Origin of the sequence: Pseudomonas sp. CFII64 (assembly GCF_000416235.1) — a bacterium.
Taxonomy (GTDB): Bacteria; Pseudomonadota; Gammaproteobacteria; order Pseudomonadales; family Pseudomonadaceae; genus Aquipseudomonas.
Genome location: NZ_ATLO01000004.1, coordinates 414243 through 426884 on the forward strand (window position 1 = coordinate 414243; position 12642 = coordinate 426884).

Here is a 12642-nt window from a genome sequence, read left to right on the forward strand (position 1 = left end):
CCGGGAGGGTAATTGACGCCCTCGCGACTAAAGTCGCTCCTACGGTCGCTCCTACGGTCGATTCGCGGGCAAGACGGAACGCCGCCCGCGCGCTTCAACGAGTTGCATTGCGGCTATCAATGACTCACAACGTGCGGCACTAACGATGAGTGATGACTGGTAATTAGCCATTTGTCGTCAAGGAATGCGTAGGTAAAGGTATAGCGGGCTTTTGCGGCGGGATGGTTTTCGAACTGGAAAGTGTAAAGGCCTGTATCAATAGCCATGTTGCATCCAATGTAGAGGGTGCGGCTGTCGATGCTTCCTTCAGGCTTCTTCTTCAGAAAGTCGTTGAAGTATGCGATGCGGCCCTCATCGTTCGTGCGCACTCGGTCGGAGAGTGTTGGCAGCAACACTGCATCGCTGCTGTAACGGGCTGCAACCGTCGTGGCATTGCCAGATTTCAGAGCGGTGTTCCAGTCATCGAATAATGCGGCTATCTGAACCTGATCTGTCTTGACGCAGTTTTTATCTGGCTGCCCCTGGGCTGTGACCGGTAACAGTAACGCCGCGGCGGAATATGCCAATGCCAGACTTTTTGGAAGAATCATTGTTAGTTATCACGAAGAATATTGGGGCGCGGATGCTATCGATTTCTTTATATCTGCTCCAGATGAGTTATTCGCTAAGTTGTGTCCAAGTATTGATTTTACTTGGTTGTGTAGGACCAATATTTAGTTGATGTTTTATTGTCCTTCTTCCGATAGTTGAAAACGCCTTGTCCTACGTGCGCAGTGTCATCTGCACACGCAGGATCAAGATCAATCAATAAGCGGCTACCAACCCATCCTTCCTCGGATCGGTCCCACCGACATAACCATGGGCGGTGCGCTGGATGATCTGCGCGCCGCCGAAGGCGAATACGCCGCTTGGCTCTTCAACGTCAATGTCGTGACCTTTGGCGCGCAGCGCTTCGACGACCTGCGGGTCGAATGCGCGCTCCACGGCGACTTTCAAACCCGACTCGATTCTCCAGCGCGGCGCGTCGGCTGCGGCTTGCGGGTTCTGCTTGTAACGCAAAATACGCATCATCATTTGCAGATGACCTTGCGCCTGCATCGGGCCGCCCATCAGGCCGAAGGACATCAATGGCGTGCCGTCGGTGTTCATCACGAAACCGGGAATGATGGTGTGGAACGGACGTTTGCGCGGCGCGACGACGTTGACGTGTTGCGGGTCCAGCGAGAAGCCGGCACCACGGTTTTGCAGGCTGATACCGGTGCCCGGCACGACCACGCCAGAGCCGAAACCCATGTAGTTGGACTGGATGAACGAGACCATCATGCCGCTCTCATCGGCAGCGGACAGGTACACCGTGCCACCGGCTTTCGGCGAACCATGGCCAGGGTTGGCGGCTTGATCGGTGACCAGGCCAGCGCGTTCCATCAGGTAGGCGGTGTCCAGCAAATGCTCCGAGGCAACGCGCATGTGCTCGCTGTCGGCGACGTGTTCGTCGAGGTCGGCCAGCGCCAGCTTCATGGCTTCCAGCACCGGATGCACGGTGGCCAGGCTGTCCACCGGATGTTCGCCGACCCCCAGCGCTTCGAGCATGGTCAGGCCGGCCAGCGTGGCGATGCCCTGGCCGTTGGGTGGCAGTTCGTGAACCATCGCCCCTGCATACGGCACCGACAAGGTTTCGATCCAGTCCACGGTGTGGGTCGCCAGATCGTCGAGGCTCATGACGCTGCCGTTGGCGTTGGCATGGGCGATGATCGCTTCGGCCAGCTCGCCGCGATAAAACGTTTCGCCTTTGGTCTGGGCAATCAGCTCCAGGGTGCGGGCGTGATCCTTGAGCTGGATTTTCTCGCCTGCCAGCGGCGCTTTGCCATTGGGCATGAAGCATTCGGCGAAACCGGGCTGCGACTTGAGCAGCTGCGAGCCGCGTTTCCACAACTCGGCAATGATCGGCGTGACTTGATAACCGTCGCGGGCATAACCGATGGCGGGTTCCGCCAGGGTGGCGAAGGGCAGCTTGCCGTAGCGCTTGGACAGTTCAACCCAGGCGGACACTGCGCCAGGCACGGTAACCGCGCCCCAGCCGCGTTGCGGCATTTCGCTCTGGCCTTCGAAGTGCTCAGGCGTCCAGGCTTGTGGCGCACGGCCGGAAGCGTTCAAACCTTGCAAGTTGTTGCCGTCCCAGACGATAGCGAACGCATCGCTGCCGATCCCGCAACCGGTGGGTTCGACCACGGTCAGCACCATGGCCGCAGCAATTGCTGCGTCAACCGCGTTGCCGCCACGGCGCAGCATGTCCAGCCCGGCCTGTGCGGCTAGCGGCTGGGAGCAAGCGACCATGTTGTTGCCCATGACCGGCGAGCGGGCCGAGGCGTAAGGTTGGCTGTAATCCAGATCATCGAACATTAGCGTCTTCTCTTGGCAGAAATGGCAGAAAGAATGATTAGCCCTTGGGGTCCAGCGCATCGCGCAGGCCGTCACCCAGCAGGTTGAAGCACAAGACCGTGATGTAGATCGCCACGCCCGGCGCAATCGACATCCACGGCGCTTGCTCCATGAAATTTTTCGCGGTGTTGAGCATCGAGCCCCAGGAAGGCGAGGGCGGTTGCTGGCCCAGGCCGAGAAACGACAGGCTGGCTTCGGCAAGGATCGCTGAAGCGATGGTCAATGTGGCTTGCACCACCAGCGGCGATGTCACGTTGGGCAACACGTAACGCAGGATGATCCAGCGATCCGGCAGACCAATCGCCCGGGCGCCTTCCAGGTAGTCTTCGTGCTTGATCGACAGCACCTGACCACGGGTCAGGCGGGCAAAGATCGGCATCGCCGACAAGCCGATGGCAATCATCGCGTTGGTCAGGCTCGGGCCAAGAAAAGCCCCCAGCGCAATGGCCAACACCAGAAACGGACAGGACAGCAGTGCTTCCATGATCCGCGAGATGATCGCGTCGAGCTTGCCGCCGAAGTAACCGCCGAGCAAACCCAGCGGCACGCCGATCAGCATGGCAATCGCCACTGAAACGCCGCCCGCCAGTAATGAACTGCGCGCGCCCCAGAGCAGACGGGAAAACAGATCGCGGCCCAGCTCATCGGTGCCCAGCCAGTAGATCAGCGACGGCGCCTTGCGTACGGCGAGGAAGTTGGCTTTGAGCGGATCGTGTGGCGCGATCCACGGCGCAAACGCAGCCGCGAGGATAAACAACAGCAGCACCGCCGCACCGAGCACCGCGCCTTTGTTGGCGAGGAACTTTTTGACGAAAGGCGAGCGCGCGCGGGGCGCAAGCGCAGTGAGAGTAACGCTGGCGATGGCGGTCATGACGCTGTCCTCAGACGCGGGTTGATCATGCGATAGAGCACGTCGGCAAGCAGGTTCAGCAACAGAAAACCAATCGCCACGCAGAGCACCACACCTTGCACCACGGCGTAATCGCGGTTGAACACCGCGTCGACGATCATCTTGCCGAAGCCGGGAATGCTGAACACCTGTTCGGTCAGCACTGCGCCGCCGAGCAATTCGCCGAACAGCAAGGTGGTCAGCGTGACGATGGGCATCAAGGCGTTACGCAACGCATGCTTGAGGATCACTGTGCGCGGAAACAAACCCTTGGCCCGGGCCGTACGCACATAGTCGGTGCGCAACACTTCGAGCATGGCGCTGCGGGTGTGGCGCATGAGAATCCCCGACAAGCCGGCACCGAGCACAAAGGCCGGCAGGATCAGGGTTTTCAGGTTCTGCCCGAAGTCCTCGCCAATGGGCACGAAGCCCGACGCGGGCAGCCATTGCAGCTTCACGGCGAAGATCATGATCAACAGAATCCCCAGCCAGAAGTGCGGAATCGAGATCCCCGACAGCGCGATGACGTTGGCCCCGTAATCCACCGCCGTGCCTTTGCGCACGGCGGAAATGATCCCGGTGGGAATGCCGATCAGCAGCGCGATCAGCAAGGCGAACACCGCCAGCTCCAGCGTTACCGGCAACTTGGACGCCAGCAACGTGGTGACGGGTTGCTCGGTGCGCAGCGAAGTACCGAAATCCCCGGTCAGGACATTGCCGACCCAGTGCAGGTATTGCAGCGGCAACGGGTCGTTGAGGCGGTATTTGTCCCGCAGGTATTCCATCACCGCCGGATCGCGTTCTTCCCCGGCCATGGCCAGCACCGGGTCGCCCGGCAGCAGCTTCTGCAGGGTGAAAACGAACAGCGAAACCAGAATCAGCGTCGGAATCGCACTGAGCAGGCGTCGCAGGATGAACATCAGCATGCCGAACCCTCGCTGGTGTGCGCGTCAATCACGGCTTGAACGCGACATTGGTCAGACGAATCAATCCATCCGGATTCGGCACGAAACCGGTCACGGTGTTGCGCATGGCAATGATGCGCGGATCAAAATACAGGTACGCGGTCGGCACTTCGTCAGCCAGCAAACGCAGCGCTTCGTTGTACAGCGCCTGACGCTGAGCCACGTCGTTGACGGTGCGCGCCTTGTTCAGCAGCTCATCGAGCTTGGGATTGCAGTATTTGCCATCGTTCTGGCCGCCTTTACAGGTGACGAACTGATGGATGTCGCCATCCGGATCAGGTCGGCCGGACCAGGCGCTCATGCCAATCTGGAAGTTGCCGCCCTGTTGCTCGCTGAGCAGCGTGGCGTATTCAGTGGCGACCAGATTGACCTTGAAACCCGCTTCTTCGGCCATGGCCTGGATGATCTGTCCGACCTGTTGCGCGATTGGGTTATTGGCGACTTTCAGGTCCACCGCCAATGGCAGCTTGACCCCGGCCTCAGTCAGCAACGCCTTGCTTTTCGCGACATCGCGCGCCGGGATCGGCAGATCCTTGTCGTAGTACGGGCTGTTTTTCGGGAACGGCTGGGCACTCGGCGCATACAAGCCTTCGAACACCACCTGATTGATCGCGTCGCGGTCGATGGACAGCACGAACGCCTCACGCACGCGTTTGTCCTTGCCCATCGGCGTGTTGGCTTTTTCGCCATTGGCAACGTTGAACATCAGCTGCATGTAGCCCAGCCCCGGGGTGTTGTAGATCGCCAGCTTGCTGTCCGACTTGACGGTTTTCACGTCGGTGGGCGCCACACGCTCGATGATGTCCAGATCACCCGAACGCAGGTTGGCCAGGCGCACTGAGGTGTCCGGAATCGGCAGGAAAATCACCTTGTCGAAGTGGTAAGCCTGCTTGTTCCAGTAATTGTCGAAACGCTCCAGCACGATGCGATCCTGCTGCACGCGCTGGACGAATTTGTACGGCCCGGAACAGACCGGCTTCATGCCGAATTCACCCTGTGCGGCCTTGGGCGCGAGCATCATCCCGGCACGGTCCGACAGCTGCGAAACCAGCGTGGCGTCGGGTTGCTTGAGCTTGATCGCCACGGTTTTCGCGTCGATCACTTCCACGCTGTCCACCGAGGCCAGCTCACTTTTGCGCAACGAATCGGGCAAGGTGCGCGCGCGGTCCAGGTTGAACTTCACCGACGCCGCGTCGAACACTTCGCCATCGTGATAGGTCACGCCGTCGCGCAGGGTCATGGTCAGGGTCTTGCCGTCCTCGCTCCAGTTCCAGGCCGTGGCCAGTTGCGGCGCATAGGTCAGGTCCGGGTTGACGTCCACCAGCTTGTCGCACAGCGCGGTGTAGACCAGGCGACCGGAATAGGTGCGCGAGCGATGCGGGTCGAGCACGTCCGGGTCGTCCTGGATGCCGATGCGCAAGGTCGATTCGGCAAAGGCGGCGTTGGCGGCCAGCAGTAACAACGTTCCGGTCATAACGCGTGCGATTTTCATGGCTGGCTCTCCGTTGATAGGGATTGATGAGTCTTGAACAGGCTCAAGCGCTGGCTGTAGGCCGCGCTGGGGGTAGGAAGGATCAGCGTGCCGGCACCCGCGTTGGCGATTTCGCGCCAGAAGTGGCACGCAACCTGACGTTCGGCTGCGACACTTTCCATGACCGGCGCAACCTCTTTGCACAGGGCGCGGGCATGGGGGCAGCGGGTATGGAAACGGCAGCCCGAAGGCGGGCGGCTGGGGCTTGGCATGTCGCCGCCGAGCACCGGGCGCGGGCGACGCAAGTCCGGATGGCTGACCGGCACGGCGGCCATCAGCGCCTGGGTATAGGGATGCAGCGGGGTTTCGAACAGCGCGTTGACCGGCGCCAGCTCGACGATTTCCCCCAGGTACATCACGGCAACGCGGTCGCTCATATGGCGAATCACTGCCAGACCGTGAGCAACGATCACCAGCGTCAGACCAAACTGATGCTTGAGGTCTTCCAGCAGGTTGACCACTTGCGCCTGCACCGAAACGTCCAGCGCCGACACCGGTTCATCGCCGAGAATCAAACGCGGCTCCGACGCCAGAGCGCGAGCAATACCAATACGCTGGCGCTGCCCGCCGGAAAATTCATGGGGATGGCGGCCGCCGTGTTCCGGGGCGAGGCCTACCGTGCGCAGCAGCTCGGCGACTTTGGCCTGCCGGTCACTGCGGCTGGCTTCGCTGTGCAGCCAGATGGGTTCACCGATGATCGATTCCACGGTCATGCGCGGGTTCAGCGAGGCGAACGGGTCCTGGAAGATGATCTGCAGATCGCGGCGCACCTGACGCAGCTTTTCCGCTGGCAGATTCGCCAGGTTGCGGCCTTCGTAAATCACGTCGCCCGCAGTCGGTTTCAGGAGGTTGAGCAGCAGTCGGCCGAGGGTCGATTTGCCCGAACCGGACTCGCCCACCAGCGCCAGAGTTTCGCCTTTGCGCACTGACAGCGACACATTGTTGACCGCCTGCACCGGCGGCTTCTTGCGCTGGAACAGGCCGCTTTCGACGCCGAAATGCTTGCTCAGGCCGACGCCTTCAAGGATGGGTTTTTGCGCTGTGCGTTCAAGAGTGATGCGTTCGACGATTTCGCGTTCAGAAGGGCTCACGCGCTGGCTCCCACATGCTGTTCCAGGGGCGCGCGGATGCACGCGGCGAAATGTCCGGGGGAAAGCTCAAGCAGCGGCGGGCGCGCCTCGCGACAGGCCTGAATCACGAACGGGCAACGCCCGGCAAAACGGCAACCGCCGGGCATTTCCGCAGGCGTCGGCACGCGGCCATTGATCGTCGCGAGACGACCTTCCCGTGGGCCTATGGAAGGCATCGAGCCCATCAAACCGATGGTGTAAGGGTGCTGCGGATCGTCGAACAAGGTCTTCACCGAGCCGCTTTCCACCACGCGCCCGGCGTACATGACCATGACGTCATCGGCGACCTCCGCGACCACGCCCAGGTCGTGAGTGATGAGGATCATCGCCGTGCCGGTTTCCCTTTGCAGATTGGCAACCAGCGCAAGAATCTGCGCCTGAATGGTTACATCCAGCGCGGTGGTAGGTTCGTCGGCAATAATCAGCGCCGGATCGTTGGCCAGGGCCATGGCGATCATCGCCCGCTGCCGCATGCCGCCGGACAACTCGTGGGGATATGCATCCAGACGTTGCGCGGCATCGGGAACGCGGACTTTTTCCAGCATCTCCAGTGCCCGTTGCCGCGCATCCCTGGCTGACATGCCTTGATGACGGATCACGCTTTCGGCGATCTGCTCGCCAATGGTGAACACCGGATTCAGCGAGGTCATGGGTTCCTGGAAAATCATCGCCATGCGATTGCCGCGCACGTCGAGCAGACGTTCTTCAGGCATGCCCAGCAGCGTTTCGTCGAGCAGGCTGGAAACGCTGGCGCCGACCATTGCGCTGTCTGGCAGCAAGCCCATCAACGCCATGGACGTCACGCTCTTGCCGCAGCCGGACTCACCGACAATCGCCAGGGTTTTGCCCCGTTGTACCTTGAACGATACGCCGTCGACGACGTTGACGGGCGCGCCGGCAAAACGCACGGTCAAGTCGCTGACACTGAGTACCGGATGGCTGGAATCGTGGCCGGTCGCAGTCATAGACTCGCCTCCAGGTCTTGATTGATAACGGTGTCGAGCGCTTGTTGCAGCGCCCGCAAATGTCCACGCATGGCGGTGGCGGCCTTGATCGGATCGCGGCTTTCTATGGCGCTGACGATGTCATCGTGATCGTGGCTGTAAGTGTTCAGGCGATCGGCATTGCGCGCCCGCTGCCGCAAATCGCGCCATGTGGGATCCAGGCGAATCGCGTCGAGCATCTCGAAGATGTCCAGCATCAGCCGGTTGCCCGCTGCTTCGGCAATTCCCCGATGCAGCGCGCTGTCCCACAACTCCAGGCCTTCGGCATCGATTTCAGCGGCGTCCTGCTGACGCGTGGTGCGTTCGGCCAGGCGCCGCAGAATCGCCATCTGCTCGCCATTGGCGCGTACCGCCGCCAGCGACGCCAGCGCGGGCTCCAGATGCAGCCGCGCTTCCATGACCTCACTGAAATTGGTCCGCCCGGACAACCGCGCAAAACTCAACGCCGCGCTGGGCGGCGTCGGCCCGACAAACGTGCCCTTGCCCTGACGCCGCCAGATCTGCCCTTCGGCTTCCAGCACCGACAAGGCGCGGCGGATCGCCCGGCGGCTGACGCCGAAATCCGTCGCCAGATCCCGCTCGGTCGGCAACGCCCGCTGAGGAAACGCCGCATGCTGCGCCACCATCTGCCGCAAGGCATCCAGCGCCAGCTTCGAAGCGTTATCGATGGTTGTGTCAGGGACGAACCTTTGCATCGTGGTCACTCGCACCAGGCCGAAAAAGAAGCCCTTGCTCGCGATAAGGCTGCAACGAGGGCTTCTGGAGCGGGTGCAAGAGCGATGCCAATGGAAATTGGTTCGCAGGGCTTCGAATTGAAATCGCTGCTTTCTGACCCGTTGTCGCGGTGCGCGGGCCAATGGCTAATGGTTCGGGGAGTGGGTTCAGTGGTGGAGGAGGGGATTGGTTCGCTGATGGGTGAACCAATTTTCGGGTAGTGCTGCTGGCGTGCATTTTTTTGGGCGAGACTGCGCCAGTGCAGGGCATGGCGACACATGTCGTAGGGCATTTCCCAAAAGCCCTTTCGCGCATTGAGTGCACCCTCTTCATCCGCCAATCTGCCGACTTCTTACAGGGTTCCGGTCGTGCCTCGTCGTGTTCGCTCATCTGACCCTGGTTCTTTGATACAGCGCCCGTCCAAGGCAAGGAGCCTGCATGATCGACCCCTGCATGACCCCGCGCGGCCATATGGCCATTCTGGTTGCCAATTCCAAAAGCGCCGACGCACCGGACACCGGCGGGATGTGCCCGCTGATGATGCAGACCCTGCAATTGCTGCCGGTGCGCTACGCCAGGGTCGAGGAACTTGACCCGTCGCTTGAGCTGTCGATGCCCTATGAATTGCAGTCGCGGCCGCTGGGGTTTCGCCTGTTGCGCGATGGCTATTTGTACATTATCGACAGCGCCACTGGCTGGCTGCACGAGTACCAGACCCGCGACGGCTCGGTGGTCGCCTTGCTGTTCAAAGGCAGCGACGTGGTGGCTGATCGGCGCACCACGGTTGTGGAGGTTGATCCGGCGCTGGTGTTTGCCCGTAGCAGCGTGCTGCACGTCACGTATTCAGAGGTGCAGTGGACCGCCTTCAAATGCGCCCAGGTCGTAAAAGTGGCCGCCGAGCGTGAGCACTTCATGCAGCGCGTCAGTTTCGAGGGCGTTGATTATGGTCAGGGCCAGGATCTGGTTGACGACACGAGCATGGCCGTGTGGCTGGCCGAAACCAGCGCTGCCTGGGCCGACAAACCGGGCGACACGTCTCCAGACATCCCCTACGGGTGGGAAAAACCGGCGCTGTACCGGCAAACCATCATCGAAGAATTCACCAGCCAGGTCATTGGCACGCATAAACGTGATTTTCTGTTCCTGGCGGTGCGCGATGACGTGGGCGTCATGCGCGATCTGGCCAATCATCAGAATCACGTGGTCGAACAGATTCAGGCGTGGGCCGATGGCGGTGCGGAAAAGGGCGACGTCGAACGCGACTATTTGCTGGGCTGCTACATCGAATCCATCACGCTGATCGATGAAGACAAGCTCAACCAGCGGGCCAAACGCGACCGGCCCCTGCAGGCGCTGCTTGACGACCTGCAAGCCCTGCCCGAACCCGAGCGCAGTCAGACGCGCAAAACCCTGCGCGAGGTGATGAGTGAGGACAATAGCCAGCACACCGACATCTATTTCAATAACGACCAGCTGCCCGCCGACTTGCAGGCCCGGCTGGATCAGGCCAAACCTGACCGGTTCAGCATGGACGACGGGATCGATGCCAGGGCGCAGACCATTCAGCAATATCAGCTGGAGCAGAAATTCGTCGGCACGAGCCCGGACTTTATCGCTCGCCATCGCAAGGCGCTGTGGCGGCTCTATCGGCAGGTGGACAAGACCACCAAAGAGTTGCTGTACGGCGCCAAATTCGGCCAGCGTGGCATCAACGAACTGATTGATCGCCCGGCCATGGACGCGTTTGTGCAGCGCCAACGCGAGGTGCTGCAGCCGCTGAACGCGCTGCTGGAGAAGATTACCCAGGACCGCGTCGAGTTGTTGATCAAGGACCGTCTGCATCGGGCCATCTGGTATTACGACATCGAGGACAGCGACCAGGTCGATCACGCGCTGCTCACCGAATACGACTGCCTCAAGGACCTGTGCCGCAGCGACAGCGCGATTGCACAAACCCTGGCCTGGCTCAATGCCAACCCCGCCATGACCCGGCAGATGTTCTACGCCGCGCCGCGCAGTGCGCAAACCGAACTGGGCGTGCAATTTGCGTACATCACCAATGCCGGCTGGCTGCTGATCAAGGACGCCCCCGCGTGGCTGGAACGCCTCAAACACTGGGGCGCGGGGTTGGTGCTCAACCCCGAAAACCTGTCGCCGGCCACGCAAATCAACGCCGCCGCGGCCATGGGCACCCTGGCCCCCGCGTTGCAAATGGGCATGCAGCAGGCCGTGCAGGACTTTATGCAGCATCTGGACAAAGGCCAGATGCCGGACATCGAAGAACTGTTCCGACGCATGCCCAAAGGTGCGGGCGTCGCGCTGCTTGATGCCGCCAAACGCGAGGGCGTGACCTTCGTGGTCGGCAACGCAGACGACGCCAAACACGCGGGCAAAACAGTGGAAGAGGTGCTGGGCTTGCGCAGGCAATTGACCTCGACAAAAAGCGTCGCGAATCACCGCAAGGCCCAGGACAAATTCTGGCATTTGACCCCGCAGGCACAATCTTTCAAGGACCGCGAGCAAGCACTCAAACTCAGCCTGCAAGAGCATGAAGCACAACTCGCCCGCTTCATCAGCCCCATCGGCGCACTGCCCGAGGATGCCACGCACCTGCAAGCGGCCTCGTCGGGCAAGCCGGGACTGACGTTGGTATTCCCACCACAACAGCAGGCCGAAGTGCGCTCGCTGCTGGATAACTATCGGCACGGGGTTACGGTTGCGCCGAAGGCCGGGTTGTTGGGGGATGGGGCCGGGGTGTTGGTGTTTGTGGCGCAGGTGGTGAATTTGGTGCAGGTGAGGCGGGAGGTTTTCTCGCGACCAGAGAGCTCTAGAGAAATAGGGCCTTTATTAAATTCGGTGGCAGCAACCGTGGCAGCCGGATTTGGCGCAGCGCAAGGCATCGTCGATACAGCTCTCAGTGCTCATGCAACGGAACTCGGGAAAAACCTGAAGAAAGCAGAGTTGATGGGCGTGCATGTGCAGATGGGCAAGTTGCACATCAGCCTAGGGTTTGTAGGTTACCTTGCAGGAATAGCCGCAGCCGGCATGAGCTTGGCCAGCTCCTATAACAATTGGCAGGACGCGGTGCGCAACGGCAACCGTGACGCGCAAGCCGGGGCGACGCTCAGCATGCTGGGCAATAGCGGTTTTATCGCCAGCAATGCCTACGGTGTGGGCCATACGGTGCAAGCCTTCCGGCATGTTCTCGCCGCCGAGGCCGGTTCTGCGGCTCGTACCACCGCTTGGGCACTAGCAGGCATTCGGCTGTCCACGGTGTTTTTACGTTTCAACCTTGTGGGGATTCTCTTTACGGCGCTGGAGCTGTCCGGCAGCTGGCTCTATAACCGCTTTAACCTGAGCGCCCATGATCACTGGCTACTCAGCACTCCATGGGGCATGGACCCGGATCGACGCGAGTCAATAGCCCTTTCCGAGTTTCAGAAAACCTTGCGCGGCCACATTCAGGCACCGCACGTGGAAATCCTGCCAGCCTCAGACGAGTCGGGAACGATCCAGCCCCGTCGTTTCCTGCTGCATTTTCCAACCCTGTCAGTTGCCGACCTGGCAAAGCGGGTGGGCAGCAACGCCAGCAGCGTTTTGCTCAATATCGGTGGCTATCGAGTGCAACGCGAGCAAACCGACCGCGACCGAAAGCCGGCGCACTGGACAACGCTGGGCGAGGCGCTGGAAGATCGTCTGTTCATCAAACAAGACGCTCCGCTGATCGTCGAGTTGTCGGATATTCGCGAGCTGCTCGGCTCGGCTTACCCGGAGCGCAGCGACATTGTCCTGTCGATTCAACTAGGGCACGCAGTTGCCGACGGTCGTTACGAAGCCAACCTCTATGACCTGCGCTTTCCCGTCACCGGTGAGACTGGCAACTTCCCCGCACGCACAATCCCTCGTCAGGGTGAGGAATGTCGCTACTTCCAGATCGACCCGGCATTGATGCAGCAGGCGGAAAACTGAG

9 protein-coding genes are annotated in these 12642 nt (G+C 60.9%); 1 reads left to right on the top strand and 8 read right to left on the bottom strand.

Annotated elements, in window-relative coordinates:
• Positions 1 to 116: 116 nt before the first annotated feature.
• The 8 genes from CFII64_RS02690 to CFII64_RS02725 all read right to left on the bottom strand — a co-directional run bounded on the left by CFII64_RS02690 (position 117) and on the right by CFII64_RS02725 (position 8653).
• Positions 117 to 590: an SgcJ/EcaC family oxidoreductase gene (locus tag CFII64_RS02690; RefSeq protein WP_020289221.1), complete on the bottom strand. Its 474-nt coding sequence runs from the start codon at positions 588 to 590 to the stop codon at positions 117 to 119.
• A 214-nt stretch (positions 591 to 804) separates the two neighbouring features.
• On the bottom strand, positions 805 to 2400 hold the full coding sequence (locus tag CFII64_RS02695) for a gamma-glutamyltransferase family protein (protein WP_020289222.1): 1596 nt from the start codon (positions 2398 to 2400) through the stop codon (positions 805 to 807).
• Positions 2401 to 2437: 37 nt separating this feature from the next.
• On the bottom strand, positions 2438 to 3310 hold the full coding sequence (locus tag CFII64_RS02700) for an ABC transporter permease (protein ID WP_020289223.1): 873 nt from the start codon (positions 3308 to 3310) through the stop codon (positions 2438 to 2440).
• Positions 3307 to 4254: an ABC transporter permease gene (locus CFII64_RS02705; RefSeq protein WP_020289224.1), complete on the bottom strand. Its 948-nt coding sequence runs from the start codon at positions 4252 to 4254 to the stop codon at positions 3307 to 3309. The genes CFII64_RS02700 and CFII64_RS02705 overlap by 4 nt, the downstream gene beginning before the upstream one ends.
• 28 nt (positions 4255 to 4282) lie before the next feature.
• The gene (locus CFII64_RS02710) at positions 4283 to 5785 is read right to left on the bottom strand and encodes an ABC transporter substrate-binding protein (protein ID WP_020289225.1); all 1503 of its coding nucleotides are present in this window, start codon (positions 5783 to 5785) and stop codon (positions 4283 to 4285) included.
• Positions 5782 to 6915: an ABC transporter ATP-binding protein gene (locus tag CFII64_RS02715; RefSeq protein WP_020289226.1), complete on the bottom strand. Its 1134-nt coding sequence runs from the start codon at positions 6913 to 6915 to the stop codon at positions 5782 to 5784. The genes CFII64_RS02710 and CFII64_RS02715 overlap by 4 nt, the downstream gene beginning before the upstream one ends.
• Positions 6912 to 7919 carry an ABC transporter ATP-binding protein gene (locus CFII64_RS02720; protein WP_020289227.1) on the bottom strand — a complete coding sequence of 336 codons (1008 nt, stop codon included), beginning with the start codon at positions 7917 to 7919 and terminating at the stop codon, positions 6912 to 6914. The genes CFII64_RS02715 and CFII64_RS02720 overlap by 4 nt, the downstream gene beginning before the upstream one ends.
• Positions 7916 to 8653 (bottom strand): FadR/GntR family transcriptional regulator, encoded by a 738-nt coding sequence (locus CFII64_RS02725; protein ID WP_020289228.1) that lies wholly within the window; start codon positions 8651 to 8653, stop codon positions 7916 to 7918. The genes CFII64_RS02720 and CFII64_RS02725 overlap by 4 nt, the downstream gene beginning before the upstream one ends.
• Positions 8654 to 9110: 457 nt before the next feature.
• Here CFII64_RS02725 and CFII64_RS02730 point away from each other — a divergent pair, with 457 nt between their 5' ends.
• Positions 9111 to 12641 (top strand): toxin VasX, encoded by a 3531-nt coding sequence (locus tag CFII64_RS02730; RefSeq protein WP_020289230.1) that lies wholly within the window; start codon positions 9111 to 9113, stop codon positions 12639 to 12641.
• Position 12642 lies beyond the last annotated feature (1 nt).